Source organism: Streptomyces tateyamensis (assembly GCF_003205575.1).
Lineage (GTDB): Bacteria > Actinomycetota > Actinomycetes > Streptomycetales > Streptomycetaceae > Kitasatospora > Kitasatospora tateyamensis.
Genome location: NZ_PYBW01000085.1, coordinates 1 through 26,785, shown reverse-complemented (window position 1 = coordinate 26,785; position 26,785 = coordinate 1). Strand labels below are relative to the sequence as shown.

26 protein-coding genes and 1 pseudogene are annotated in these 26,785 nt (G+C 74.0%); 12 read left to right on the top strand and 15 right to left on the bottom strand.

The genetic code is table 11. From position 1 onward, the window contains the following. The 3 genes and pseudogenes from C7C46_RS35225 to C7C46_RS23205 form a co-directional block, all read right to left on the bottom strand. A pseudogene (locus tag C7C46_RS35225) lies at positions 1-306 on the bottom strand (integrase); the annotation flags it as partial. A 374-nt stretch (positions 307-680) separates the two neighbouring features. Beyond that, complete coding sequence (locus C7C46_RS23210; RefSeq protein WP_110671839.1) at positions 681-1,295, bottom strand: TIGR03086 family metal-binding protein; 615 nt, start codon at positions 1,293-1,295, stop codon at positions 681-683. Between the two features lie 71 nt (positions 1,296-1,366). Further along, complete coding sequence (locus C7C46_RS23205; RefSeq protein ID WP_110671843.1) at positions 1,367-2,008, bottom strand: TetR/AcrR family transcriptional regulator; 642 nt, start codon at positions 2,006-2,008, stop codon at positions 1,367-1,369. A gap of 110 nt (positions 2,009-2,118) precedes the next feature. On the opposite strand from C7C46_RS23205, the gene C7C46_RS23200 reads away from it, so the two are divergent. Next, complete coding sequence (locus tag C7C46_RS23200; RefSeq protein WP_110671838.1) at positions 2,119-3,306, top strand: acyl-CoA dehydrogenase family protein; 1,188 nt, start codon at positions 2,119-2,121, stop codon at positions 3,304-3,306. A gap of 4 nt (positions 3,307-3,310) precedes the next feature. On the opposite strand, the gene C7C46_RS23195 is transcribed toward C7C46_RS23200, so the two are convergent. Both C7C46_RS23195 and C7C46_RS23190 read right to left on the bottom strand, forming a co-directional pair. After that, a complete protein-coding gene (locus C7C46_RS23195; protein ID WP_146259182.1) occupies positions 3,311-3,559 on the bottom strand; it encodes a hypothetical protein in 249 nt (82 codons plus the stop codon). A 44-nt stretch (positions 3,560-3,603) separates the two neighbouring features. Further along, on the bottom strand, positions 3,604-4,218 hold the full coding sequence (locus C7C46_RS23190; RefSeq protein ID WP_110671836.1) for an ATP-binding protein: 615 nt from the start codon (positions 4,216-4,218) through the stop codon (positions 3,604-3,606). Positions 4,219-4,448: 230 nt separating this feature from the next. Between C7C46_RS23190 and C7C46_RS23185 the strand changes: the two genes are divergently transcribed. From C7C46_RS23185 to C7C46_RS23145, 9 genes are all read left to right on the top strand, one after another. Beyond that, positions 4,449-5,297, top strand: a complete 849-nt coding sequence (locus tag C7C46_RS23185; RefSeq protein ID WP_245984742.1) for a hypothetical protein — start codon at positions 4,449-4,451, stop codon at positions 5,295-5,297. Between the two features lie 95 nt (positions 5,298-5,392). After that, positions 5,393-6,127, top strand: a complete 735-nt coding sequence (locus C7C46_RS23180) for a YcnI family protein (protein WP_110671835.1) — start codon at positions 5,393-5,395, stop codon at positions 6,125-6,127. A 73-nt stretch (positions 6,128-6,200) separates the two neighbouring features. Further along, positions 6,201-6,869: an SCO family protein gene (locus C7C46_RS23175; protein WP_110671834.1), complete on the top strand. Its 669-nt coding sequence runs from the start codon at positions 6,201-6,203 to the stop codon at positions 6,867-6,869. Continuing rightward, on the top strand, positions 6,869-7,354 hold the full coding sequence (locus C7C46_RS23170; protein ID WP_110671833.1) for a copper chaperone PCu(A)C: 486 nt from the start codon (positions 6,869-6,871) through the stop codon (positions 7,352-7,354). The genes C7C46_RS23175 and C7C46_RS23170 overlap by 1 nt, the downstream gene beginning before the upstream one ends. Before the next feature lie 7 nt (positions 7,355-7,361). Next, on the top strand, positions 7,362-9,347 hold the full coding sequence (locus C7C46_RS23165) for a copper resistance CopC/CopD family protein (RefSeq protein ID WP_110671832.1): 1,986 nt from the start codon (positions 7,362-7,364) through the stop codon (positions 9,345-9,347). Between the two features lie 10 nt (positions 9,348-9,357). Continuing rightward, positions 9,358-10,572, top strand: coding sequence for an iron uptake transporter deferrochelatase/peroxidase subunit (efeB, locus tag C7C46_RS23160; protein ID WP_110671831.1), 1,215 nt, complete (start codon positions 9,358-9,360; stop codon positions 10,570-10,572). A gap of 107 nt (positions 10,573-10,679) precedes the next feature. Continuing rightward, positions 10,680-11,615 (top strand): prephenate dehydratase, encoded by a 936-nt coding sequence (gene pheA / locus C7C46_RS23155; RefSeq protein WP_110671830.1) that lies wholly within the window; start codon positions 10,680-10,682, stop codon positions 11,613-11,615. Positions 11,616-12,194: 579 nt separating this feature from the next. After that, entirely contained in the window at positions 12,195-13,469 is a 1,275-nt protein-coding gene (gene serS, locus C7C46_RS23150) for a serine--tRNA ligase (protein ID WP_110671829.1), read from the top strand. Then, entirely contained in the window at positions 13,466-14,272 is an 807-nt protein-coding gene (locus C7C46_RS23145; RefSeq protein ID WP_110671828.1) for an HAD family hydrolase, read from the top strand. The genes serS and C7C46_RS23145 overlap by 4 nt, the downstream gene beginning before the upstream one ends. A gap of 80 nt (positions 14,273-14,352) precedes the next feature. Here C7C46_RS23145 and C7C46_RS23140 read toward each other — a convergent pair whose 3' ends face one another. Next, the gene (locus C7C46_RS23140; RefSeq protein WP_110671827.1) at positions 14,353-16,032 is read right to left on the bottom strand and encodes an LCP family protein; all 1,680 of its coding nucleotides are present in this window, start codon (positions 16,030-16,032) and stop codon (positions 14,353-14,355) included. A 289-nt stretch (positions 16,033-16,321) separates the two neighbouring features. On the opposite strand from C7C46_RS23140, the gene C7C46_RS23135 reads away from it, so the two are divergent. Both C7C46_RS23135 and C7C46_RS23130 read left to right on the top strand, forming a co-directional pair. Next, positions 16,322-17,068, top strand: a complete 747-nt coding sequence (locus C7C46_RS23135) for a FadR/GntR family transcriptional regulator (RefSeq protein WP_110671826.1) — start codon at positions 16,322-16,324, stop codon at positions 17,066-17,068. Positions 17,069-17,147: 79 nt separating this feature from the next. After that, a complete protein-coding gene (locus C7C46_RS23130; protein WP_110671825.1) occupies positions 17,148-18,383 on the top strand; it encodes a CynX/NimT family MFS transporter in 1,236 nt (411 codons plus the stop codon). A 22-nt stretch (positions 18,384-18,405) separates the two neighbouring features. On the opposite strand, the gene C7C46_RS23125 is transcribed toward C7C46_RS23130, so the two are convergent. The 9 genes from C7C46_RS23125 to C7C46_RS23080 form a co-directional block, all read right to left on the bottom strand. Beyond that, a complete protein-coding gene (locus tag C7C46_RS23125) occupies positions 18,406-19,122 on the bottom strand; it encodes an ABC transporter permease (RefSeq protein ID WP_110671824.1) in 717 nt (238 codons plus the stop codon). Between the two features lie 53 nt (positions 19,123-19,175). Further along, positions 19,176-20,093, bottom strand: coding sequence for an ABC transporter ATP-binding protein (locus C7C46_RS23120; protein WP_110671823.1), 918 nt, complete (start codon positions 20,091-20,093; stop codon positions 19,176-19,178). 9 nt (positions 20,094-20,102) lie between these two features. Beyond that, the gene (locus tag C7C46_RS23115) at positions 20,103-20,993 is read right to left on the bottom strand and encodes an ABC transporter permease (RefSeq protein ID WP_110671822.1); all 891 of its coding nucleotides are present in this window, start codon (positions 20,991-20,993) and stop codon (positions 20,103-20,105) included. Further along, entirely contained in the window at positions 20,977-21,909 is a 933-nt protein-coding gene (locus C7C46_RS23110) for an ABC transporter ATP-binding protein (RefSeq protein ID WP_110671841.1), read from the bottom strand. Before C7C46_RS23110 ends, C7C46_RS23115 begins: the two co-directional genes overlap by 17 nt. 183 nt (positions 21,910-22,092) lie before the next feature. Continuing rightward, complete coding sequence (locus C7C46_RS37390) at positions 22,093-23,199, bottom strand: hypothetical protein (RefSeq protein ID WP_146259181.1); 1,107 nt, start codon at positions 23,197-23,199, stop codon at positions 22,093-22,095. Then, positions 23,196-24,143, bottom strand: a complete 948-nt coding sequence (locus C7C46_RS23100) for a hypothetical protein (protein ID WP_181442476.1) — start codon at positions 24,141-24,143, stop codon at positions 23,196-23,198. Before C7C46_RS23100 ends, C7C46_RS37390 begins: the two co-directional genes overlap by 4 nt. Next, positions 24,140-25,018, bottom strand: coding sequence for a hypothetical protein (locus C7C46_RS23090; RefSeq protein WP_110671820.1), 879 nt, complete (start codon positions 25,016-25,018; stop codon positions 24,140-24,142). The genes C7C46_RS23100 and C7C46_RS23090 overlap by 4 nt, the downstream gene beginning before the upstream one ends. 34 nt (positions 25,019-25,052) lie before the next feature. Continuing rightward, positions 25,053-25,916, bottom strand: coding sequence for a hypothetical protein (locus C7C46_RS23085; RefSeq protein ID WP_110671819.1), 864 nt, complete (start codon positions 25,914-25,916; stop codon positions 25,053-25,055). Positions 25,917-26,089: 173 nt separating this feature from the next. Beyond that, positions 26,090-26,785 (bottom strand): LLM class flavin-dependent oxidoreductase (locus C7C46_RS23080; protein WP_245984740.1); only part of this gene is annotated, 696 nt, incomplete at its 5' end.

Here is a 26,785-nt window from a genome sequence, read left to right as displayed (position 1 = left end):
GACCACCGTGGCGGCGGGGGTGTTGGGGTGGGCCAGGTCGCAGCGGGCGCCGTGCAGCGCGGCGGTCTCGGCGATCGCGTCGGCCAGGCACTCGGCGATCGAGCGGTCCGGGCGGTCGGTCAGCCGGGAGAGCAGGTGGACACCGAGCCGGCGCACGTACCAGGCGGTGCCGTGCCGGCAGCCGGACGCCAGGCCGGGCGGGCCGCCGGCGCCGGCGAGCAGCACCAGGGCCTCGGAGGTGGCCGCGGCGAAGTCCTCGCCGGTGCGGCCCGGTTGCTCGGCCTGTGCGGCCAGCTGTACCTGCATGCGGTCAGTGTGCGGTGCAACGGACCCGCCCGGACAGGGCTCTGCACGAGTTAGCCCGTACGGGGAGGGCGAATGGCCCCGAGTTCGATTTCCACTTAGCGTCAGATACGGCACTTGTCAGACAAGACGGACGGGATGACGCGATGTGGTGGCAGGCGATCCTGGTGGCACTGGCCGCGTTCGGGTTCCCGGCGCTGGCGCTGCTCTACTTCATCGGTGGGCCGAACTACCGGGACCAGCAGCGGGGCTGAGCCCGGGTCGGACGAGGGCGGGTCGGCGGCCGGGTGGGGCCGCGGGCCCGCCCTCGGCATGCGCCGGGCCGACCGGCTCGCCCGCGCCTGCCGGGACGTCGGGTCAGTCAGCAACCCCTCACGTCAGGCCAGCCAGTACGGGTCGCGGCCCAGCAGCAGCAGTGCCCGGTCCAGCGGCGGGAGCAGCTCGACCAGCGTGCGGGCCGGCGCGAAGGCCCGGCCCGGGGCCCGGAAGGCCGGATCGACGGGGACCGCGCGGGCCACCTGCAGCACCACCTCGCCCAGGTCGTCCGGGCAGTGGAACGGCTGTCCCAGGGCGGCGGCCAGGTCCCAGCCGTGCACCACGGTGTCCAGCAGGTGGAAGGCGATCGCCTGGGCGGGCGGGAAGGGGTGGCCGGGCAGGATCTCGGGCAGCGCCACCGCACGGTCGGACAGCTCAGCGGCGGCGAAGGCGTCCACCAGTTCGCGGGCCGAGTCGGCGAAGGCGGCCAGCGCGGTGAAGGCGACGGTGGGCGAGTCGATCAGCGGGTGGTCGGCGAAGACGCCGGGCCGGTCGCCGTGGCCGCGGGCGGCGGCGGCGAAGCCGTACTGCTGGCCGATCAGGTGCGAGAGCAGCCGGCGCAGGTCCCACCCGGTGCACGGGGTGGGCAGGTCGAGCTGCTCGCGGCCGATGCCGGCCACCACCGGGGCGATCAGGGCGAGGGCGGTCGAGTGACGGGAGGCGAGAGTCGTCGTCATGGAAGGAAATTAGCACGATCGTTCGGTCAGTTTTGTGGATGCTCCGAACAGACCTGACGGCGTGCCAGGAGTCAGGCCGCCGGCAGCAGCGACTCGTCCACCGCCTCGGAACGCAGCAGCAGCAGGATCGAGCGCCTGGCCCGGGCGTACGGCGCCTCGTGGTCGTAGAGCAGCGACAGCGCGTTGGCGTACTCCAGGAAGGCGAGCAGCTCGAAGGAGAGCTGCTCCAGGTCGGTGTCGGGGCGCAACTCCCCCACCCCGCGGGCGGCTTCGAGCAGCTCGAGGACGATCTGCTGCCAGGCCCGGCTGCTCTCGGCCATCGCGTCGCGCACCCGGCCCGGCTGCGCGTCGAACTCCGCGCCCACCGCGTAGAAGAAGCAGCCCCCGGCGAACACCCGGGTCCGCGAGTACTCCAGCCAGGTCTCCGCCAGCTTCAGCAACTGGCCCACGCCCGGCGGCAGCTGCTCGACCGGCTCGATCACCGTGCTGCGGTAGATCCGCTGCGCGGCGCGCACCGTGGCCAGTTGCAGCTCCTCCTTGGAGCCGAACAGCGCGAACACCCCGCTCTTGCTCAACTCCAACTCGGCGGCCAGGCGCCCGAGCGAGAGCCCTGCCAACCCCTCCACCGAGGCGATCCGCACCGCCCGGGCGAGCACCAACTGCCGGGTCTCGTTGCCCTTCTGCACCCGCCCGTCCCGCGTGGGTTCCACCACGACCGCCACCACCGTCTTCCCTGAGCCCCGCCGGCGACTGCTTTTCAAGCAGCTTAGGGCCTGATACGGATGGACCCGCCGTGCACCCCACACCCTCAGGAGCGACGACGATGACCAGCACCGCCCGCCCCGGTGGCCCCGACCCGCTCGACCTGCTCGCGGTGGAGGAACTGCTGACCGAGGAGGAGCGGATGGTCCAGCAGACCGTCCGCAGGTTCACCGCGGACCGGATCCGCCCGCACCTGGCCGACTGGTTCGAGCAGGGCGTCTTCCCGGCCCGCGAGCTGGCCCCCGAGCTCGGCCGGCTCGGCCTGCTCGGCATGCACCTGGAGGGCTACGGCTGCGCCGGGGCCGGGGCGGTGGCCTACGGGGCGGCCTGCCTGGAGCTGGAGGCCGCCGACTCGGGGCTGCGCAGCTTCGTCTCGGTGCAGGGCTCGCTGGCGATGCGGGCGATCCACGCCTTCGGCAGCGAGGAGCAGAAGCAGCGCTGGCTGCCCGGGATGGCGGCGGGCGAGCTGATCGGCTGCTTCGGGCTGACCGAGCCGGACTTCGGCTCCGACCCGGGCAACATGCGCACCACCGCCCGCCGCAAGGGCACCGACTGGGTGCTGTCCGGCGCCAAGATGTGGATCACCAACGGCTCGATCGCCGACGTCGCGGTGGTCTGGGCGCAGACCGAGGACGGGGTGCGCGGCTTCCTGGTGCCGCGCGGCGCCGCCGGGTTCACCGCCACCGACGTGCACGGCAAGCTCTCGCTGCGCGCCTCGGTCACCAGCGAGCTGCACTTCGACGAGGTGCTGCTGCCGGGCGACGCGGTGCTGCCGGGGGTGAGCGGCCTGCGCGGTCCGCTCTCCTGCCTGAACGAGGCCCGGTACGGGATCCTGTGGGGCACCGTCGGCGCGGCCCGGGACTGCTACCAGGCGGCGCTGGAGTACGCCAAGACCCGGATCCAGTTCGGCCGGCCGATCGCCGCCTTCCAGCTGACCCAGGAGAAGCTGGTCGAGATGGCGCTGGAGCTGGAGAAGGCCCACCTGACGGCCTGGCGGATCGGCCGGCTCAAGGAGGCCGGGCGGGCCCGGGCGGCGCACATCAGCTTCGGCAAGCTGAACAACGTGCGCGCGGCGCTGGAGATCGCCCGCAGCGCGCGCACCGTGCTCGGCGCCAACGGGATCACCACCGCCTACCCGGTGCTGCGGCACGCCAACAACCTGGAGTCGGTGCTCACCTACGAGGGCACCAGCGAGATCCACACCCTGGTGCTGGGCGAGGCGATCACCGGGGAGTCGGCGTACCGCTGACCGGTCAGGGCAGGTAGTCCTTGCGCTCGTGCTCGTCGGCCAGGAAGGGGACCGACTGGAACCAGGCGACGCCGCAGGCGCGGCAGCAGGTCTCGTCGGTCCGGCCCCACTCGGTCGAGTTGAGGGTGGCTGCCTGCTCGGACAGCTCCCGGCCGCACAGGCCCACGTGCTTCTCGTCCGGGACCATGTGCCACATCTTCACCGGACCGCCGGGGCCCGCCTCGCCGTACTCGGCGTGCATTCGGTGCAACATGACTCCACAGTGCGCCCGACCCGCCGCGGACGCGAGGGGAGGGCTCAGGAGGCGACCCGCAGCAGGGGGTCGTCGTGGCGGCGGAGGAGCTTCTCGAAGCTGACGATGGCGCCGCGCTGGGGGTGGTTGAGCAGGTCGACGTGGTCGGTGAGGGCGCGGATGAGGAAGAGGCCGCGGCCGGACTCGGCGGTGAGGTCGGGCAGGTGGGCCGGGTCGGGCAGGCGCAGCGTGCCGGCCGGGCGGCCGGGCGGCAGGACGTGGGTGTCGTAGGCGGTGGGCCGGGTGCGCCGGGCCGGGGGGAGGGTGGTCGGGCCCGGCAGCGAGGCGCGGCCGCGGCGCGGGCGGCCGTGGGTGAGCAGCGGGCGGCCGGCGGCCGGGCGGCGGGCCGGCACCAGGTGCGGGGCGACCGGCAGGCCGGGCCCGCGGTCGACCACCTCGACCCGCAGCAGGTCGCCGGCCAGCCGGGCGGTGACCTCGAAGCCGCCCTCGCCGACCGCGTGCTCGACCGCGTTGGCGCAGGCCTCGGTCAGCGCCAGGGCCAGGTCCGCGGCGATCTGCGGATCCACCCCGGCGCTGTCCATGGTGCCGAGCAGGATGCGGCGGGCCAGCGGCACGCTGGCCAGTTCGCGCTTGAGGTGCAGAGTCCACCAGATGTCCACGACCGGTCCCTCCTGGCTGGGGCTCCACATACAACTAGGTATTGCCTCGTGATCACGGCGTGAACCGTCCAGCGGCGACCGGTCCCCCCATTCGGCGGATGGACCGGCACGGCGGCCTGTGCGCTGCGGCGCGTGGCGGCCCGGCGCACGCCGCGGCCGAAAGGGTCAATCAGCGGCCACCGCCACCCCAGGCCGGTCCGGGCGGGGGCCGATGAGATGATGGCCCGGCCATGAGCAGCCGCCGCCGCAGCGCGATCCCGGGTGCCGCCGACCGGGCCGCCCGGGCCGACGGCGCCGTCGGCGTGGCCGGCTGGGACCTGCGGCTGCTGCGGGCCGTGCCGTTCGCGCTGCTCTGCACGCTGATCGCGGCGGTCGGGCACGGCCTGGCCGGCGGCGGCGTGATCGCGCCGCCCACCTTGGCGCTGGGCTTCGCGCTGGTCTGCGCCGTGGCCGTGCTGCTCGGCGGCCGGGAGCGCACGCTGCCCGGGATCGCCGCCGCGCTCGGCCTGGGCCAACTCGGCCTGCACCTGCTCTTCCACGGCGGCGGCCACCAGGACATGGCCGGCATGCCCGGCATGACCGGCCGCGCCGGCCTGACCCTGGACCAGGTGGCCAGTCGGCTGGTCTGCAACGACACCCCGGGCCTGCCGCACGTGCTGCCGCCGGGGATGTCCGCCGAGCGGGTGGTCGGCGCGGCCGGCCTGGACCCGCACGCCTTCCAGCACGCGGCCGCCGCCACCGCCCCGTGGTGGTCCTTCGGCCTGACCCCGGCGATGCTGGCCGGCCACCTGCTGGCCGCGCTGGTGGCCGGGTGGTGGCTGCGCCGCGGCGAGGCCGCGGTGTGGCGCCTGGTCCGGCTGTCCGGCCGGGCCGCCGCCCGCGAGCTGCGCACCCTGGCCGCCCCGCTGCACCGCGCGTTGGCCCTGGTCGCGGCGGTGCTGCGCGGGCTGCTGGCGCCGGCCGAGCAGGCCGGGCCGGTGCGGCGCCGGGAGCGCGGCGAGCGGTGGCTGCCGACCGCGCTGATCCTGCGGCACAGCGTCGTCCGGCGCGGTCCGCCGGTGTGGGCCTGCGCGCACTGACCCACCGTCACACCGGTGCTCGGTGCGCGGCACGCCGTCGCCCACACCGCTTCCAGGGCAGTGGACTGCCCTGCACCCCTTCGGAGACCGCACTCATGCGTTCCATTCCCACCCGCCGTTCCGCTGCCGCCGCCGTGCTCGCCGCCGTCGCCGTCCTGGCCGCCGCCGCACCGGCCTTCGCGCACGTCACGGTGCAGCCGGGCACCGCCCAGCAGGGCGGCTACACGGCCGTCGCGTTCCGGGTCCCGGACGAGAGCGACACCGCGAGCACCACCAGGCTGGAGGTCAGCTTCCCGACCGACCACCCGGTCGCCTCGGTCAGCACCCAGCCGCTGCCGGGCTGGACCGCCGCCGTGGAGAAGACCCACCTGGACACCCCGGTCAAGACCGACGACGGCGACAGCCTCACCGACGTGGTCTCCAAGATCACCTGGACCGCCGACGCCTCCGGCAAGATCGGCCCCGGTCAGTTCCAGGAGTTCAAGGTCTCGCTCGGCCCGCTGCCCAAGGACACCGACCAGCTGGTCTTCAAGGCGCTGCAGACCAAGGACGACGGCTCCGTGGTGCGCTGGATCGACGAGGCCAAGCAGGGCCAGCCCGAGCCGGCCCACCCGGCCCCGGTGCTCAAGCTGACCAAGGCGGCCGCCGCCTCGCCGGCCGCCGACAACCACCAGATGACCGCCTCGCAGGACGGCAGCTCCGCCGCGAGCGGCAGCGCCAGGAGCTCCGACGGCACCGCCCGCACCCTCGGCGTCGTGGGCATCGTGGTCGGCGTGATCGGTGCCGCGCTCGGCGTGGCCGGCCTGCGCCGCAAGAGCGCCTCCTCCTGACCCTCCGTCACCCGCCGGGCCGGTGGCACCGTCCACCGGCCCGGCGGCCCGCCGCACCGATCGGATCCCCGCCATGCCCCGCACCCCCCGCCGCCTGGCCGGCGCCGCCGCCCTCGCCCTGACCGCCGCCCTGGCGCTGACCGCCTGCGGCTCCTCCGGCGCCAGGCCGGGCAGCGCCAACGCCGTGGTCTCCAAGGAGGCGAACAGCTCGCCGTACCAGGGCACCCCGCTGACCGCGCACTTCGACAAGCCTGACCTGACCCTGACCGACACCGGCGGACAGCCGTACTCGCTGCGTCAGCAGACCGCCGGCCACACCACGCTGCTCTTCTTCGGCTACACCAGCTGCCCGGACGTCTGCCCGACCACGATGGGCGACATCGGGGTGGCGATGCAGAAGCTGCCGGCGGAGGACCAGAAGAAGATCGACGTGGTCTTCGTCTCCACCGACCCGCAGCGCGACACCCCCAAGGTGCTGCGGACCTGGCTGGACTCCTTCGACAAGGACTTCGTCGGGCTGACCGGGAGCCTGGACCAGGTCAAGGCGGCGGCCAAGTCGCTGGGCATCCTGGTGGAGGACCCGGTGGTGAACAAGGACGGCTCGGTGACCTCCTCGCACGGCGCCCAGGTGCTGGCCTTCCTGCCCTCGGACGACAGGGCGCACGTGCTCTACCTGAGCAACACCTCCCAGGACGTCTTCGCCCACGACCTGCCGCTGCTGGCCAAGGGGGTGGCCGCCTGATGGCCGGCGCCAAGCGGTTCAGCCGCTTCGCGCTGGCCGGGGCGGGGCTCGCCGCGGCGCTGACCGCGACCGCGACCGCGATAGTCGTGGCCAGCGGCGGCGACTCGCACGCCGCCGCTCGGCTGAGCGTGGCCGACCCGTACATCCCGCTGCCGGCCGGCGCCGACCAGATGGCGGCCGGCTACCTGACCGTCACCAACGCGGGCCGGGGCGCGGACCGGCTGGTCCGGGTGAGCAGTCCGGGGGCCAGTTCGGTCACCATGCACCGCTCCACCGAGTCGAGCATGGAGTCGGTGGACGGGCTGGAGGTGCCGGCCGAGGGGGCGCTGACCTTGACCCGCGGCGGCACCCACCTGATGATCATGGGTTGGAAGCAGCCGCCCGCCGTCGGGGACCAGCTGGAACTCGACCTGACGTTCGAGAAGGCCGGCACCATCGCCGTCCAGGTACCGGTCAAGCCGCTCACCTACCGCCCCGGGAGCTGACCCACCGATGCGCAAAGTCCTCGCCTGGCTGACCACCGCGGGCGCCCTGCTGGTGCTGCTGCTCGGCACGGCCGCACCGGCCCAGGCGCACGCGGCGCTGCTGCGCACCGACCCGGCCCAGAACTCGGTGGTGGCCGCTGCCCCGGGCGGCGTGACCCTGACCTTCAGCGAAGGGGTGACCCTCAACAGCGACTCGGTGCGGGTGCTGGACCCGGCCGGCAAGCAGGTGGACACCGGCAACCCCGGGCACGCCGACGGCAGGGCCGACACCGCCCGGGTCGGCCTGCGCGGTGGGCTGGCGAACGGCACCTACACGGTGGCCTGGCGGGCCGTCTCGGAGGACACCCACCCGGTCGGCGGCGCCTTCGTCTTCTCGATCGGCGCGCCCTCGGACACCTCGGTCAATCCGAACACGGTGCAGGGCGAGAACGCCGATCCGGTGGTGTCGGCGCTGTACGGGACCGGGCGCGCGGTGGCTTACGGGGCGTTCGCACTGCTGGTCGGGGTGGCCGCGTTCGTGCTGCTGTGCTGGCCGCGCGGGGCCGGCAACCGGTCGGTGCAGCGGCTGCTGATGACCGGTTGGGTGGCGCTGCTGGCCGCCACGGTCGCGGTGCTGCTGCTGCGCGGGCCGTACGAGAAGGGCAGCGGGCTGGGGCAGGTGCTGGACCTGCTGCAGGTGCGCACCACGCTGGACGAGCGGATCGGCACGGCGCTGGCGGCCCGGCTGCTGCTGCTCGCCGCGAGCGGGGTCTTCCTGTCGCTGCTGGTCGGCCAGTTGGGGCAGGAGGCACCCGCGGCCGAGGCGCCTGCCTCCGGTGACGCAGGGGCCGGGGCCGGGGACGAGGACGAGGACGAGCTGCGCCGGCTGGAGCAGCGGGCCGCCGAGCGGCCGCAGCGCGAGGCGCGGCTGGCGCTGGGCGGCGGCGGGCTGCTGCTGGCGCTGGCGCTCGCGGCCACCTGGGCCGGGGCCGACCACGCGGCGGTGGGCCTGCAGGTCTGGCTGGCGCTGCCGCTGGACATGCTGCACCTGGTGGCGATGGCCTGCTGGCTGGGCGGACTGGTGGCCCTGCTGGTCGGGCTGCGGCACGGGGCCGGGGCGGCGGCCGCCGACCGGTTCTCCGCGGTGGCGCTGGCCTCGGTCAGCGTGCTGGTGGCCACCGGGCTGTACCAGGCCTGGCGCGGTGTGGGGTGGTCCTGGTCGGCGCTGGTGGACACCCGGTACGGGCAGTTGCTGCTGGTCAAGGTCGGGCTGGTGCTCGCGATGGTGGCGGTGGCCTGGTTCTCCCGGCGGTGGACCGGGCGGCTGCGGACGGCGGCTGACGCCCCGCCGGACAGGGACGCGACGGCAGCGGGCCGGGCCGCACCGGACGTCGACCGGGCCGACGCTGACGTACCCGGGTCGGCGGAGCCGGCGCAGGACCCGGCGCGGGCCGCCCAGCTGGCCCGGCAGCGGGCCGCGCTCTCCCAGGCCAGGGTGCGCCGGGCCCGGGACGGCTCGCCGGTGCGGGCCGGGCTGCGCCGCTCGGTGCTGATCGAGACCGGTATCGCCTGCGCCGTGCTGGTGGTGACCACGCTGCTGACCAACTCGCCGCCCGGCCGGGTGGCCGCCCAGGTGGCCGCGGCCGCGCCGAGCACCGCGGTGCCGGGGCGCACGGTCGAGCTGAAGCTGCCCTACGACACCAAGGGCAAGGGCGCCGGCGCCCGGGGCACCGCCGCCCTGACCCTCAACCCCGCCGCCGCCGGCGGCAACCAGCTCACCCTGGCGGTGACCGACCCCACCGGGCAGCCGGTGGACGTCCCCGAGGCGCAGGTCTCCTTCACGCTGCCGGACCGGGACCTCGGACCGCTGCCGGTGACGCTGGCCAAAGCCGGCCCCGGCCGGTGGACCGGCACCGCGCAACTGCCGCTGGCCGGCGACTGGGTGGCCGCGGTCGTGATCCGCTCCTCGGACATCGACCAGGACACCGAGACCAAGCAAGTCAAGATCGACTGAGGTTGCACAGATGGCTGAGTACGCCGGCTTCTCCCGCCGGGCCCTGCTCGGCGGCACCGCCGCCGGGGTCGCGGTCGGCGCCACCGGCGGGGCGCTGGCCCGGGCGGCGGCGGTGCCCGCGCAGAGCCGCCCGACCCCGCTGGGCGCGGCCCGCGCCGAGTTCCACGGGCCGCACCAGGCCGGCATCCTGCAGCCGCAGCAGGCCCGGGTGCAGTTGGCCGCCTTCGACCTGGCCCCGGACGCCGGGCGGGACGGGCTGCGCGGGCTGCTCCGGCTCTGGTCGCAGACCGCCGCCCGGCTGGCGCTGGGCGAGCCGGTCGGGGCGCACGAGAACCAGGTCGCGCTCGACGCCGGACCCTGCTCGCTGACCGTCACGGTCGCCCTCGGCAGCTCGGCCTTCGACAAGGCGGGCCTGGCCGCGCACCGGCCGGCCCAGCTGGCCCCGCTGCCCGCCTTCCCACAGGACGCGATCGACCGGGCCCGCAGCGACGGCGACCTGTTCGTGCAGATCGGCGCGGACGACGCACTGGTGGCCTGGCACGCGTTGCGGGTGCTGCAGCGGCAGGCGGCCGGCACCGCGGCGGTGCGCTGGCAGGCGGCCGGGTTCAGCCGCACCCCGGGCGCCACCGCGCAGCCGCGCACCGGGCGCAACCTGATGGGTCAACTGGACGGCACCAACAACCCCCGGCCGGGCGAGGCGGACTTCGCCGCCCGGGTCTTCGCCACCGGACCCGACTGGCTGGCCGGGGGCTCGTACCTGGTGTTCCGGCGGATCCGGATGCTGCTGGACGACTGGGAGCAGCTGTCGACGGACCGTCAGGAGCGGTTCGTCGGGCGGCGCAAGTCCGACGGCGCCCCGCTCTCCGGCGGCACCGAGACCACGCCGGTGGACCTGGCCCGGCGGAACCCGGACGGCACCCTGGCGGTCCCGGCCGACGCGCACATCCGGCTGGCCGCCCCGGCCTCCAACGGCGGGGCGGCGATGCTGCGGCGCGGCTTCTCCTACGCGGACGGGGTGCTGCCGGACGGCTCGCCGGACGCCGGACTGCTCTTCCTGGCCTTCCAGGCCGACCCGGCCCACGGCTTCGTGCCGGTGCAGCGCTCGCTCTCCCGGGGCGACGGGCTGACCAGGTTCCTGCGGCACGAGGCGAGCGGGCTGTACGCGGTGCTGCCCGGGGTGCCGGCCGGCAGCGGATACCTGGGCCAGGCGCTGCTGGAGAGTTGACCAAGTGGCGGACCGGCCCCCGGGGCGGGGCGGATGTGGCTATCGTGACAGGGCCGCAGCGGCAGAGCTGCGGCCACGGACCACCCCGGACCACGGAGGGCGCGGACATGTCGGCTACCCGCTACACCTACCTCGGGCCCGCGGGCACCTTTACCGAGGCCGCGCTGCTGACGCTGCCGGAGGCGGGCACCCGGGAGCTGGTCCCGCTGGCATCGGTGCCGGCCGCGCTGGACGCGGTGCGGGCCGGCGAGGCGGCCGGGGCCTTCGTGCCGATCGAGAACTCGGTCGAGGGCGCGGTCACCGCCACCGCGGACGAACTGGCCACCGGCACACCGCTGATGATCTACCGTGAGGTGCTGCTGCCGATCAGCTTCGCGCTGCTGGTCCGCCCGGGTACCGAGCTGGGCGACGTCAAGACCGTCAGCAGCCACCCGGTGGCCCAGCCGCAGGTGCGCCGCTGGCTGGCCGCCCACCTGCCGGACGCGCTCTGGGAGGCCGCCTCCTCCAACGCCGAGGGGGCCCGGCTGGTCCAGGACGGCAAGGCCGACGCGGCGATCGCGGGCGAGTTCGCGGCCCCGCTGTACGGGCTCGAGGTACTGGCCCACGACATCCAGGACTCGGCCAACGCCACCACCAGGTTCGCCCTGGTCGGCCGCCCGGGGCGGGTCTCCTCGCCGACCGGGGCGGACAAGACCTCGATGGTGGTCTGGCTGGGCGACAACCACCCGGGCGCGCTCCTGGAGCTGCTGCAGGAGTTCGCGGTACGCGGGGTGAACCTGATGCGGATCGAGTCCCGGCCGACCGGCGAGGGGCTGGGGAACTACTGCTTCCTGATCGACTGCGAGGGCCACCTCGCCGAGCGGCGGGTGAGCGAGACCCTGATGGGGCTCAAGCGGATCTGCCCGCAGATCCGGTTCCTCGGCTCGTACCCGCGGGCCGACCGGCGGGACCCGGCACCGCGCCAGCCCGGCACCTCGGACCAGGACTTCGACCGGGCCGCCGACTGGCTGGCCCGCTGCCTGGACGGGCGCGGCGAAAGCTGAGCCGGGCCCGGCGCGAGCTGATCCGGGCCCGGCCGGTCCGGCCGACGGCGGCCTGATCAAGAATGTCCGAATTGATCGGGAAACGGTCAGTCATCACCGTTTCCCGATCGTTCATTTTGGGCCCATTCGAGTGACACGCAATCCACCCCGAGCGACCGGGTGGTGCCGGACCGTCATCCACAGGCCGGTGGACTGGGGAAACAGTCATCCACAGGCCGGGGGAGAACCCCGGTTGTCCACAGTTATCCACAGGCCTGGGGATGAGTCGACAAAACGGCATAGCCACTCCCAGGACCGGTCGGATCAGCTGCTAGGGACGCAGATCGGACCAATCACACCAGAGTCATCCTTCTGCTGATAAGTCACCCGGCCGAGCGAGCGAATTCGCTCAGCCGGGACGGCGAGGGCAGGTTTGAAACCCGGAAAGGCCGAATCGCCGACCGGATTTCCCCACCGGCCCGGTCATCCACAGGCAGCCGGGCGCCCCTGTGGACAAACTCCCGAAGACGATCGTCCGCGGCAAGTTATCCACAGGAAAATCCAAGTTATCCCCACCCCCCGGCCTGTAGGCTTGCCCCCGTGATTGACCTTCGCCTGCTTCGTGAGGACCCTGACCGAGTGCGCGCCTCGCAGCGCGCCCGTGGCGAGGACGTCGACCTGGTCGACGCCCTGCTCGCCGCCGACGAGCGCCGCCGGTCCTCGGGCAGCCGCTTCGACGAACTGCGCAACGAGCAGCGGGTGCTCGGCAAGCAGGTCGCCCAGGCCAAGGGCGAGGAGAAGGCCGCGCTGCTGGAGCGCACCAAGCAGCTGGCCGCCGAGGTCAAGGCCGCCGACGCCGCGCAGGCCGAGGCCAGGGACGAGGCCGAGCGGCTGCTGCGCTCGCTGGCCAACCTGATCGACCCGGCGGCCCCGGTCGGCGGCGAGGAGGACTTCGTCACACTGGAGGAGATCGGCACCCCGCGCGACTTCGCGGCCGAGGGCTTCGAGCCGCGCGACCACGTGGAGCTCGGGCAGATCCTGGGTGCGATCGACACCGAGCGCGGGGCCAAGGTGGCCGGCTCCCGCTCCTACTACCTGACCGGCGTCGGCGCGCTGCTGGAGCTCGCCCTGGTCAACATGGCGATCGCCCAGGCCACCGCGGCCGGCTTCATCCCGATGATCACCCCGACCCTGGTCCGCCCGGCCGCGATGGACGGCACCGGGTTCCTCGGCCAGGCCGCCGAGAACGTCTACCACCTCGCCGAGGACGACCGGTACCTGGTCGGCACCAGCGAGGTGCCGCTGGCGGCGTACCACATGGACGAGATCATCGAGGCGGACAAGCTGCCGCTGCGCTACGCCGGCTACTCCTCCTGCTTCCGCCGCGAGGCCGGGACCTACGGCAAGGACACCCGCGGCATCATCCGGGTGCACCAGTTCGAGAAGGTCGAGATGTTCGTCTACACCTCCCCCGAGGAGGCCGAGGCCGAGCACCGCCGCCTGCTGCAGTGGGAGAAGGACTTCCTGAACGCGCTCGAGCTGCCCTACCGGGTGATCGACGTGGCCTCCGGCGACCTGGGCGCCTCGGCGGCCCGCAAGTTCGACATCGAGGCCTGGATCCCGACCCAGGGCAAGTACCGCGAGGTCACCTCGACCTCCAACACCACCGAGTACCAGTCCCGCCGCCTGTCCATCCGGATGCGCGAGGAGGGCAAGGCCCGCCCGCTGGCCACCCTCAACGGCACCCTGGTCGCCGTGCCGCGCACCATCGTGGCGATCCTGGAGAACCACCAGCAGGCCGACGGCAGCGTGGTGCTGCCCGAGGCGCTGCGCCCCTACCTCGGCGGCCGGACCACGCTGGACCCGGTCAAGTGACCCCCGCCGTGCCGTTCCGGTTGGTCGCCACCGACCTGGACGGCACCCTGCTCACCCCCGAGGCGACCGTCTCCGCCCGCACCCGGGCCGCCCTGGCCACCGCCACGGCGGCCGGGGCGGTGCACCTGGTGGTCACCGGGCGCTCCGCGACCTGGGCCCGGCCGGTGCTGGACCAGATCGGCTACACCGGGCTGGCGGTCTGCGCACAGGGCGGCCAAGTGTACGACGCCGGGGCGCACCGGCTGCTCACCTCGATGACGCTGGACCGGCAGCAGGCCGTGCTGGCGCTGGAGAAGCTGACCGCGGAGCTCGGCCCGCTCTCGGTGGCGGCCAGTCAGGACGGGCTGGGCGGGCAGGTGTTGGCACAGCCCGGGTACCGGGTGGCCGACCCCGTGCTGGAGGTGCAGCGGGTGGCCACGGTCGCCGAGCTGCTGGCCGAGCCGGTCAGCAAGCTCTACCTCCAGCACCCGGAGCTGACCGACGACCAGCTGGTCGCGGTGGCCCGGCAGGTGGCGGGGGACCTGGTCGGCGTGATGATGGCCGGCGAGGGCATCGTGGAGCTGCTGCCGCTGGGCCTGTCCAAGGCCTCGGGGCTGGCCGTCGCGGCGATCCGGCTGGGGCTGCGCGGGGCGGACGCGATCGCCTTCGGGGACATGCCCAACGACGTACCGATGTTCCGCTGGGCCGCCCGCTCGGTGGCCATGGCCAACGCCCACGAGGAGGTGCTGGCGGCCGCCGACGAGGTGACGGCCAGCAATGCCGAGGACGGCGTGGCGCTGGTCCTGGAGCGCCTCTACGGCTGACAGCCGACAGCTTGCTGCTCGGACTGCGGCCCCCGCTCACGTCGAGAGCGGGGGCCGCAGTCCGTCCGGCCGGCGGGGCGTCAGTTGTAGCTGACGTTGGCGCAGGGGTCGTCGTCCGCGGAGCGGGCGTTGTTGGCGATGCTGGAGGGCAGCGGCGCCGGGGCGGCGGCCGAGGCGGCGGGGGCACCGCCGTTGGCCGCGGCGTAGTCCTTGCCCAGGACGACGGTCAGGCCCGCGGTGCTGCCCTTCTCCACGGTGGCCCCGGGGAAGACCTGGGCCAGCAGCTCGGCCGACTTGGCCTCGGCCGTGGTGCCGTACTGGATCACCGTGGTGTCGTGGTTCTGGGCGGCCGCGTTGCCGGTGGCGGCCACGGTGAACTTGGCGTCCTTCAGCTTGGCCGAGGCGGTGACGGTCAGGCCCTTGGTGGTGGTGCCGTTGTAGACCGTCACCCGGGCACCGGCGCCGTTCACCGAGCCGGGCGCAGCGGCCGGGGCGGCGGGGCTGGACGCGGCCGCCGGGCTGCCCGAGGGGGCGTCGGGGCGCTGGCCGCCGCTGGCGTCCTGGCCGTCCAGGGTCCGGTCGGCCTTGAGCGCGGCCCACAGGTTGTCCACGTCCGGGTGGACCCAGGCCACCCGGGCGCCCTCGAAGCGCCATGGGGTGGTGATGAACTTGATGTTGTGCAGGTCGATGTTCTTCATCGACATCGCGAAGCCGAGCAGCTTGTCCGCCGAGGCCAGGTCGGGGTCGACGGTGAGCGACTTCGTGGCGGCGTTGGCCAGCGGGAGCAGCGTGGTCGGGTCCATGCCCGAGCCCTTGACCTTCTTGATCAGCGCGGACAGGAAGGCCTGCTGACGCTGCATCCGGCCGATGTCGGAGCCGTCGCCGATGCCGTGCCGGACCCGGACGTAGTCCAGCGCCTTCTGGCCGGAGACCTGCTGCACGCCCTTGCTGAAGATCAGGTTGCCCTTGTGGCCCAGGTTGGGGTTGAGGTCGCCCTCGTAGACCGCGTTCGGCAGGCAGACGTCCACCCCGCCGACCGCGCTGGTCATCGAGGCGAAGCCGTTGAAGTCGACCACCAGGGTGTGGTCCACCCGCATCCCGGTCAGGTGCTCGACCGCGTTCTGGGTGCAGGCGGGGTTGCCCTTGTCCGTGTTCCCCATCGAGAAGGCCGAGTTGAACATGGCGTTCGGCTGCGTCTTGGTCCACTTGCCGTTGACCAGGCAGGGCGGGATCTCGACCAGCGAGTCGCGCGGAAAGGAGACGCCCACCGCGTGCTTGTGGTCGGCGTACACGTGCAGCAGGATCGTGGTGTCCGAGCGGGCCCCGGCGTCGCCGCCGCCGCCGAGGTCGGAGTTGCCGTTGCCGCGCGAGTCGGAGCCGATCAGCAGGACGTTGACCGGCTTGTTGCCGTTGGCGTCCGCGGTCGCCGCCGGGGGGCGGTCGGTGGAGATGCCGGCCGCGTCGAAGCTGCTGATGTTGCCGTTGAAGTAGGTGTAGAGCGCGCCGCCGGCCGCGGTGATCAGCACCACCGAGGCGGCCGCCGTCCAGGCGACCACCTTCTTGCGGTTGCGCTTGCCCTGTTTCTTGCGGCCCCGCCCGCCCTTGGCCTGGGCCCGGCGCGCCTCGGCCCGGCCGCTGGGGCGGACCGGCTCCGCCGCGGCCTCGCGAGCTGCCCGCCGACCACCAGGGCGCGGCGCCGCGGCCGACAGGTCGCGGCGGTCACCGGCGTCGTCGAACGCTCCGGGCCTCTGGCCTGACATAGGTACACCCTTCACCGGCGGCGGTTACAGCCTCACGCGGCTGATCTGGACCGCGCGCAGAGGCAACGCTCGGCGCCTCCCGGATGTGCCGCGCGGCACTGTGGCCTCGCTCGCATCAGGTGCGGACACGATGAGCTTTCAGCGGAGCATATAAAGGCACCATTGCGAAGTCACCGGTGGGCCGCCGATTTGCAGGTTCACCCCAGGAAGAGGCCAGTTGTAGGATGACCGGGCAAGTAGTTGTAGGATGACCGGGCAAGGTCGGCACACGGAGCAGGGAGGTGGCGGGATGACGGAGAACGGCTCCGTGCTGCCCGGTTCCGGGCTGCGTGCCGCCGGTCGCCGCTCGCTGGTCGACGCCGCGATCGAGCAGCTGCGCACCCGTCTCACCGAGGGTGCCTGGGCGGTCGGCGAGCGGATCCCGACCGAGCACGAACTGGCCGAGCAGCTGCAGGTCGGCCGCAACACAGTGCGTGAGGCGGTCCGGGTGCTGGTGCACGCCGGCATGCTGACCACCCGTCAGGGCGAGGGCACCTTCGTGCGCTCCACCAGCGACCCGGCCGCCGTGTTGCGCGGCGTGCAGCGCTCCGGCGTGCGCGACGTGCTGGAGGTGCGCGCCGCGCTGGAGGCCGAGGCGGCCCGGCTGGCCGCCGTCCGGCACACCGCCGCCGACCTGGAGCGGATGCGGGCCGCGCTGGCCCGCGAGGCCGAGGTGCTGGCCGCGCACCCCGAGCGGGGCGGCCGCGAGGCCACCGTCGAGCACGACCTGGAGTTCCACACCGCCGTGGTCGAGGCCGCGCACAACCCGGCGCTGACCGAGGTGTACCGCTACTTCGGCGCCTCGGTGCGCGAGTCGATGCGCACCGCGTTCGGCGACCACGAGATGCCCGAGGTGGTGGTCGCCACCCACCAGGCGCTGGTGGACGCGATCGCCGACGGCGACCCGGAGCGGGCCGAGGCGGCCTGCCGCGCCCTGCTGGCCGAGCCCACCGCGGCGGTCGAACAGCTGCTGGCGGAGTTCGCCGCGCGCAAGTAGTGGCGATGACTGCCGTGTACCGGCGGACCGCTGCTGCCCTCCGCCCCCGATCCACCCTTCCTGGAAAGTACGCTCCGCCATGTCCGTGACCCGGGCCCAGCAGCCGCTGCGCACCTCGGTTCCCGCCGTCCCCTCCCGCCTGGCGCACCCCGCGCTGCTGCTGACCGGCATCCTGCTGGTGGCCCTGAACATGCGCGCCTGCCTGGCCGCGATCTCCCCGATGGTGGGCGAGATCCAGCGCGGCCTCGGGCTCTCGGCCACCGCGAGCGGGCTGATCACCACCGTGCCGGTGCTCTTCCAGGGGGTCGGCGCGCCGCTCACCCCGCGGCTGACCCGGCGGTTCGGCACCGAGCGGGTGGTGCTGGGCGCGGTGCTGGTGCTGGGCGCCGGCGTGCTGCTGCGCGTGGTGCCCTCGGTGCCGGCCCTGTACGCGGGCTGCGTGGTGATCGGGGTGGCGATCGCGGTGCTCAACGTGTCGATGCCCGGGCTGGTGAAGCGCGAGTTCCCGCACCGGGCGGCGGCGATGACCGGGGTGTACTCGACCACCATGCTGGTCGGCGCGACCCTGGCGGCGGGCGCCTCGGTGCCGCTGGAGCACGTGCTCGGCGGCGGCTGGCGGGCCTCGTTGGGCGCCTGGTCGCTGTTGGCGCTGGTGGCCGCGCTGGCCTGGCTGCCGCAGGTGCTGAGGAGCCGTCAGGAGCGGGCGGCGGTGGCCGCGCCCGAGGCGCCGAAGGCCAAGCCGATCGCGGGCCTGTGGCGGTTGCCGCTGGCCTGGCAGATCAGCCTGTTCATGGGCGTCTCCTCGCTGATGGTCTACACCCTGGTGGCCTGGCTGCCGACCGTGCTGGCCGACCACGGGATGAGCCGGGACGAGGCCGGCCTGGTCTTCGCCTTCTCCAACCTGGTGCAGGTGGCCGGCGCCTTCCTGGTCCCGCTGCTGGCCGGCCGGATGACCCGGCAGCGCGGCCTGGCCCTCACCATGGCCGCGCTGAACGGCGCCGGCATCGCCGTGCTGCTCCTCGCCCCGGTCTCCGGTGCCTGGGCGGCGGCCGCGGTGCTGGGCGTGGCCCAGGGCGGCTCGCTGGGCCTGGGCCTGGCCTTCATCGTGCTGCGCACCTCGAGCGCGGCCGGCGCCGCCCAGCTCGGCGGGATGACCCAGGCGGTCGGCTACCTGATCGCGGCGCTCGGCCCGGTCGGGGCCGGCGCGCTGCACCAGCTGACCGGCGGCTGGACCGCGGTGCTGGCGGTGCTGCTGGTGCTGGCCGCCGTGGTCGCCGCGGCCGGCTGGGGTGCGGGGCGCAACACCACGCTGTAGCGGGGCGGCCCCGCCGGCGCGGCTACTCCTCGCCGGCCAGGGTCAGCCCGGCCAGCCGGTGTGCGGCGCCCAGGACCGAGGCCAGCGCGACCACCAGCAGCAGCGGCACGGCCGCGCCCAGCGCCAGGTGCGCGGTGATCTCGCCGGGAGCGGCCACCGCCCGGCCCACCGAGAGCCCCCACTGCTGGACGCTCAGGGTGCGCGCGCCGGAGACGAAGTTGCCGATCAGGCTCTCCCAGACCAGCGCGTAGGCCAGGCCCACCACCACCGCGTTGCGGGTCACCGTGCCGAGCAGCAGGAAGAGCGCGCTGTAGACGGCCGAGGCGACCAGGGTGCCGGTGAAGTAGCCGAGCGCCAGCCCGCCCCCGCCGCCGTAGACGATCAGGCCGGCCAGCAGCACCGGCAGCGCCGCGAAGAGCCAGCAGGTGAGCACCGCCACCGCCAGCTTGCTGGTGACGATCTGCCACCGGGGCAGCGGCTTGGCCAGCAGGTAGACGATCGAGCCGTCGTCGATCTCGGTGGCGATCACCCCGGTGCCCACCACCAGGCACAGGATCGGCACCAGGGTGCCCAGGCCCAGGGTGCCCAGCAGCCGGACGGCCAGCTCGTGCTTGTCGCCGTGCGAGCCGCCGGCCACCGCGGCGATCAACAGCAGCAGCAGCGGGACGACCAGCAGCAGGACGCCCCGCCGCCGGCCGAGCAGACCGCGCACGGTCAGCCGGACCACGGTCAGGTTCACGGTGTGTCAGCCTTTCGGTTGGTGCTTCAGGTGCGGCGGGTGGCTCGAGTGCGTCAGGAGGAGACCAGGTAGGAGAAGACGCTCTCCAGCGACTCGTCCGCCGGGGAGACGGTGAGCAGCCGGATGCCCGCCTGCTGCGCCACCCGGGGCAGTAGCGTGGTGAACCCCTCGAAGTCGATCGCCTGCACCCGCAGCGCCCGTTCGGTCCAGTCCAGTTCGATCCCGGCGGTCGAGGCGTCCGCGATCAGCGCGGCGGCCAGCCGGCGGTCGTCGCTGGAGCGGACCAGGTAGCGGTGCGGCCGGTTGGTCATCAGCCGGCGGATCCGGCGGAAGTCGCCGGAGGCGGCGTGCCGGCCCGCCACCACCACCTCGATGTGCCGGGCCAACTGCTCCACCTCCTCCAGGATGTGCGAGGAGAAGAGCACCGTGCGGCCCTCGGCGCCGAACCGGCGCAGCAGCTCCATCAGCTGCAGCCGCTGGCGCGGGTCCATCCCGTTGAACGGCTCGTCCAGCAGCAGCACGGCCGGGTCGTGGACCAGCGCCGAGGCCATCTTGACCCGCTGCTTCATGCCCTTGGAGTAGGTGCCGGTGCGCCGCTCCTGGGCGTACGTCATCTCCACCAGCTCCAGCGCCCGGCGGGCCGCGGCCGCCGGGTCGGCCAGCCGGTGCAGTTCGGCGTTGGCCAGCACGAACTCCCAGCCGGTCAGGTAGTCGTACATCGACTCCCGCTCCGGGACCAGGCCGATCTGGCGGTAGACCTGCTGGTTGCGCCAGATCGGCGCGCCGTCCAGCGTGACGGTGCCGGCCGAGGGCGCCAGGAAGCCGCTCATCAGGTGGATCAGGGTGGACTTGCCCGCGCCGTTGGGGCCGAGCAGGCCGGTGACGCCGGGGCCGATGGACATCGACACGTCGTTGACCGCGACCACGTTGCCGAACCAGCGGGAGACCTTGTCAATCGTGATGACCGCCATGACGCCCTCTCAGATCTTCCGGTAGCGGCGCAGCAGCAGCCCGTACGCACCCGCCGCGATGGCCGGCACCGCGGCGGCGAAGGCCAGGGTGCCCAGCGGGCCCGGGGTCCCGAGGAACTCCGGGGTGAGCCCGCAGACCTGGTTCACCAGCCGGTCCACCAGCCCGGCCGGGGAGAGCAGGTAGACCCAGGCGGCCGCGCCGTCCCCGGCCTGATAGTGCCCGCCGGCCAGCTCGTAGAGCACCTTGGCGACCGCCTGGGAGACCACCAGGACGCCCATGATCGCCGCCACCCCGAAGCCGCGCCGCGGAGTGGCGGCCGACAGCAGCAGCCCGACGGCGGCGAAGACCACCGAGTAGAGCAGGGCGGCCAGCAGCCCGAAGGCGAAGTGCGCGCTCTGGTGCCCGAGGTCCAGGCCGGCCAGAACCGCGCCGAGGAAGAGCACCAGCAGCGGCAGCACGGTCACCACCAGCAGCGCGCAGACCATCGCGGCGCACTTGGCCCGCACGTAGTCGCCGCGGGTGATCGGCCGGGAGAAGTAGAGCGGGACGGTGTGGAAGCGCAGGTCCCGGGAGAGCAGCACCGGCGCCTGGGCGGCCGTGAAGATCTCGATGAAGAGCAGGCCGACCCCGCTGAGGTACTGCGGGTAGTCGGTGGCCAGGTGGTCGGCCTGGTTGAGCACCGCCACGGCGACCACCACGCCGGCCGGCAGCAGCAGCGCGGCCAGCATCAGCATCGGCAGCACCTTGGACTTGGCCGAGCGGCCCAGTCCGAAGGCGGCGCGCAGGCTCTGGGTGAAGAGCGAGCGGGTGGCGTAGCCGCGGCCGAGCCGGGGGCCCCGGTAGCCGCGGTAGCCGATGTCGTGGATGACGCCCGACGGCGCTTCAGGCGGCGTGGTCATCGCTCGCTCCGTTCTCGGCGAAGAGCTCCACCACGCGGTGCCGGCGCTGCTCGAGGCGGACCAGGCCCAGCCCCAGCTCGGCGACGGTGTCGCGGATGGTGTCGTAGGTGGTCTCGCCGGCCAGCCGGACCAGCAGCACGTGGCCGCCCTCGACCTCGACCGCGAGGCCGGCCGCCGTCAGCCGCTCGCGCAGCAGGGCGTCCGCGGTGCCGTCGGCGTTGTCGGTCACCTCGACCGCGAGCAGCTCGGTGGCACCGGTGAACGAGGCGGTGGCCGAGGAGCGCAGCAGCCGCCCGCCGTCGATCACCACCAGGTGGTCGCAGGTGCGCTCCAGCTCGCCCAGCAGGTGGGTGGTGACCAGTACCGAGATGCCGAACTCCTGGTGCACCCGGCGGATCAGGCCGAGCATCTCGTCCCGGCCGACCGGGTCCAGGCCGTTGGTCGGCTCGTCCAGCAGGACCAGGCGCGGGTCGTGCACCAGGGCCTGGGCCAGCTTCACCCGCTGCTTCATACCGGTGGAGTAGCCGCCGATCGGGCGGTAGCGCTCCTCGTACAGGCCGACGTGGCGCAGCACGTCGGCGGTCCGCTCGCGCGCGGCGGTGGCCGGCAGGCCGGACATCCGGGCCAGGTGGACCACCAGCTCGGTGGCCGACACGTCCGGCGGCAGGCAGTCGTGCTCGGGCATGTAGCCGACCAGCTCGCGGATCCGCGAGCCCTCGGTGGCGACGTCCAGGCCGAGCACCTCGCCGCGGCCGGAGGTGGCCGGGGCGAGCCCGAGCAGGATCTTGATGAGGGTGGACTTGCCCGCGCCGTTGGCTCCGACCAGGCCGACCACGCCCTGACCCACCTCGACGGTGAGCTGGTCGAGGGCGGTCACGGCCGGGAACCGCTTGGTGAGGGCGTCCGTTCTGATGATGGGCGCGGAGGCGGGGGGTGCGGTGGACACCCTCCGAACCTAGCGGCTGCGCCTGCTGCTGGGGAGCAGTCCGCAGGACGGTGTGGGGTCGTCCTGCGGTATGACGGCGGCCGGTGGTCCCCTAGGGGACCACCGGCCGGGTCGTAGTGAGTTGTCGTCAGTGCGGTGCGGCCTGCTCGGCCGTCAGTTCAGCAGGTCCGACTGGAGCGTGACGACCTGGTGGAAGGCCTGGCTGGGCACGCCGTGCTGGTTGGTCATCAGCACCGTGGCCACCACGTCGCCGGCGTACAGGTAGGCCACCTTGGCGGTGGGCTGGACGGCGCCGCCGACCGTGCTGGTGGTGCGGGTGTAGGCGAGCTGGTCGGCGCCGAGGGTGAAGTCGTTCACGCCGGTCACCGGGTTGTGCACCGCCGTCGGGCTGCCGACCGCGGACAGGTTGTCGTAGAACTCGCGGGCCTCGGCGGGAGAGCCGAAGTGCAGCAGCCAGAGCTCGGTGCGGGTGCCGTCCTGGGCGGTCCAGCTGCGGGTGGCCGCGTTCCGGCAGGCGTTGGTGGCCAGCACGGTGGACATGTTGGCGGACGCGTCGTGCAGCTTGGCGTAGTCGGCGCAGGCCGCGCCGTCGGCCGGGGTGACCGCCGGCGCCGGCTTGCCGGCCGGCTTCTTGCCGGTCAGCGGGGCCGGCAGGACCAGCGCGCGCAGGTCGGCGTAGTGCCGGTGGCCCGCGCCCTGGGCGGACGGGGCCGGCTTGCCCGCCGGGAGCTGGGGCAGGGCCAGCGGCGCGAAGGCGTAGCGGCCGTCGTTCGGGGTCGCCAGGCCCGGCAGGTCGGTGCGGTCCGGGGCGGTGACGGCCAGGCAGGCCGCGGTGCCGCCGAGCAGCAGCACCAGGGCCAGCGCCGACCAGCGCAGCACCGTGGCGCGGGCCGGGCGATTGCGCGGCGGGCGCTGGGGGCCGAACTGGTCCGGGGCGCCCCACGGGTTGGCGCCCGGCTGGGCCTGGGCCGGGTACGGCGGGGCCGGGTACGCCGGGGCGCCCGGCTGGGCCGGCGGGGCCCAGGGGTCGTAGGGCGGAGGCTGCTGGCCGGGGAGGGCGGCGGGCGCGGCGGGCGCGGCGGCGGTGGCCGGCTCCGTGACCGGGGCCTGCTCGGTGGCGGGGGCCGGGGTCGGCTCCGCGGCGGGGGCCTGCTCGGTGGCGGGGGCCGGGGTCGGCTCCGCGGCGGGGGCCGGGGTCGGCTCCGCGGCGGGGGCCTGCGGGTCGGCCGAGGGCTGCGGGTCGGGGATCTGGTCGGTCATACGGACGCTCCAGGCAGGGCCAGCCGCTCCAGCTGCTGACGGAAGACGGACACGGCCTCGCTCTTCGGCAGCGGTGCGACGCCCTCGACGTCCATGCTCACCAGCAGGTCACCGATGGCCGCGGTGCACCTCAGCTCGTCGATCGGCTCGCTCGGCTTCTGGGGCGGCAGGTAGCAGCGGGCGTCCTTGTACCCGGGCACGTCGGGCCCCTGGCGGAACAGCCCCGAGCCGAGCGCCCCCTCGACGGCGCTCTCCACCGCGACCGACTTCTGGTTGAACTGGTCCAGTCGGATGGTCACCACGGTACTGGCGTCCGAGGAGCGGTAGCTGCGCACGCCGGCGCCCTTGTGGCCCTCGGACTTGAACGCGTCCTTGACCTTGTCCCGCTGGTCCTTGGGCAGGTCGGAGGTGCCGGCGTCCAGGTCCGCGTTGAGCTGGTCCTGGGTCAGCTCGGTGTTGTTGCCGTACTGCCCGTCGTCCGGGCCCGGCACGAAGCCGGCCGGGATCGGCAGCAGCAGGTCGCGCAGCGAACCGAAGTGGGTGCCGTTGGACTGCGCGCCGTAGGCCGGGCCCTTGGCGCTCGCGGAAGGTGCGGGCGCGGGGGCGGCGGCCGCCGCGGCGGCGGGGGTGTCGTCGGAGTACTTGACCTGGATGATGCCCACGCCGATGCCGACGCCGACCAGGGCGGCGGCGGCCACCGCGGCGGTCGCCTTCAGCGCGAAGGGGGTGGTGCGCCGGGCGGGGGCGGCCTCGGTGGGCTCACTGGGCTCGGTGGGCTCCGCGGCCTCAATGGGCTCCGTGGGCTCGGTGGGCTCCGCGGCCTCGGTGGGCTCCGCGGCCTCGACGGGCTGGGCGGCCTCGACGGGCTGGGCGGCCTCGACCGGCTCGGCGTGCTCGGTGGACGCCGGCTGCTCGTCCGGGCCCGGGGTGGTGTTCTCGCTCATGCCAGCCGCTCCCACTGCTGCTTGACCAGGTCCCTGATCACGTCGGCGTTCACCTGCGCGCCGCCGAAGGCCTCCACCCGCACCACCAGGTCGCCGCGCCGGGTCACGCCCTCGCCGTAGTAGAACTCCTCGGTGGTCTCCGAGTACTTCTCCGGCTTGGTCGCCGCGTAGTACGCGCCCTCCATCCCGTTCGGCAGCGGGTGGGTGTCGGAGCCGCTCTCGGTACCGACCCGCGAATAGGCCGATCCGGCGCTGTCGGAGGCGTACTGCATCAGCTCGACCTTGTACTTGACCCCGTCCTTCTCCCAGGTGTTGATCACCGCGCGGCGCAGTCCGGCGGTGAGCAGACGGGAGAAGACGGTGGCCGAGGAGCCCTGGGCCCGGGCGATCTGACCGACCGTCTCGTACTCGCCGGCTTCGGCGAAGCCGAAGCCGTCCCAGTCGGCGGCGCCGTCGGGCTTGGCGATCAGCAGCTTGCGCAGGTCGCCGTCGATGGCCAGCGGCTTGTCCGCGGCCGCCGCGGCGGCCGGCGAGCCGAGGGCGCCCGCCGGGTAGCTGGGCAGCACGCTCGGCTGAAGCGCGGGCAGCGGGGTGGCCGGGCCGGCGGCCTGGACCAGGTAGCCGAGGCCGCCGCCGAGCAGCGGACCCAGCAGCAGGGCACCGACCAGCAGCACCGCGGTGCGGGGCGCCCGGCGCGGGCCGGGAACGGCGGTGGCGGACTGGGCGTCAGTCGTCTCGGCGGCGGACGGCGCGTCAGGGGACGGCTCATCGGTGGACGGCGCGTCAGGAGACGTCGCGTCAGTCGGCGTCACATCAGCCGACTCGTCCGGGGGTATCGGCTCCTGCGCGGCGGCAGGCGGCAGTTCGGTGCTCACAGTGGGCTCCTGCTCGGGGTTCGGGAGGACGGACTCAGCCACCGCTGGACAGCCGGTCGCGCTCACGCTTCATCGCGTCGGCCAGCAGCGCCTTGTCCGGGTCGCCCTTCACGTCGACAGTGATCTCGTACTCGACGTCACCGACGAAGGAGACCCCGATCAGCTCACCGGTGAAGGCCTGCTGCTCCGGCTTGAACACGTAGCCCTTGGCGTTGCTGTCGCCGTCCACGTCCACCGGGTCGCCCTTGGAGAAGGTGGCGTTCTTGGCGAAGTCGCGGGCATAGTCCCGCGAGGAGAACCGCATCAGCCGGGCCGAGACCTCCAGCCGCCCGTCCGCGGTGCGGTACTGGCGGTAGACCGACTCCTGGTAGTTGTACGAGTCCAGCACCGACTTGATGTCGGTGGACTTGCTGTACTCCTTGGACAGGTCGTCCATGGTGAGCGCGACTCCGTCCGGCGAGCCGTAGGACTCACCGCCGTCCGGGATCGGCAGCAGGAAGTAGCGCAGGTCGCCGCCGTGGGTGTTGCCGTTCACCGTGCCGTGCACGGTGGAGCCCGGTGCCGGGGCCAGCGACAGGCTGGGCACCGGGACCGGGGTGGGACTCGGGCTGCTGCTCGGGGCCGCCGGGGCCGAGGCACTGGCACTGGCGCCGGAGCTCGGTGCGGCAGCGGCGGCGGCCGTCCGGCGCGGGTGGTCCGGCTTGCCGACCGCCACGGTCACCGTCGCGCTGACGGCGGTGACCGCGAGCAGGCCCGCGGTGGCCAGCGCGACGGTCACCGCCCGCGCCGGCCGGCGGGGTGCGGGCGAGCCGGGCGGCTCGGCCGGCGGCGCGAGCCACAGCTCGGTGGGCACCTCGGCCGAAGGCTCGGCGGGCGCGGCGGGATCGGGCTGGGACAAGGGACTCCCCCAAGAGCGGACCGTCAGTCAGCTGGAAGTATGAGAGATCCCCGACGGTCGGCTCAACACGGATTCCGTCCCAACTCCCCTGTTACTTCACGATTCGGACACTCCGTGACCAAACCGCAACTGACGGGCCGCCGCCGGACTCGCTGTACCGGCTTGACCGCGAGTCAGCCGCCGAGCTGGGCGAGGCCCTCGGTGGCGATCCGCTCGAAGACCGCGAGGTCGTTGGCGAAGATCGAGTCCGGCACCGGCCAGTGGATCACCAGCTCGGTGACGCCGAGCTCCCGGTAGGTCCCGGCCCAGTCCACGAAGGCCCCCACCGACTCCAGCGGCTTCTCCGCCGTGGAACCCTGCAGCAGCACCTTCTCCAGCTCGGCCACGTCCCGGCCGGCCTCCGCGCAGGCCGCGGTCAGCTTCTCGAGCTGCCGGGCGATCACCCCGGGCGCCTGCTCCACCGGCACGTCCGCCGGGCCCTTGGGGTCCCCGTACGTCACCCAGCCCTGCCCGTAACGGGCCGCCAGCCTCAGCCCGCGCGGCCCGGTCGCCGCCACGTACAGCGGTACCCGCGGCCGCTGCACGCAGCCGGGAATGTTGCGCGCCTCCACCGCGGAGTAGTACTGCCCGTGCTCGGTGGTGGCGTCCTGGCGCAGCAACCGGTCCAGCAGCGGCACGAACTCCCCGAACCGGGCCGCCCGCTCCTTCGGCGACCAGGCCTCCTGGCCCATCGCCGTCGCGTCGAACCCCGTCCCGCCGGCCCCGATGCCGACCGTGACCCGCCCCCCGGACACGTCGTCCAGGGTGACCAGCTCCTTGGCCAGGGTCACCGGATGCCGGAAGTTCGGCGACGTTACCAGGGTCCCCAG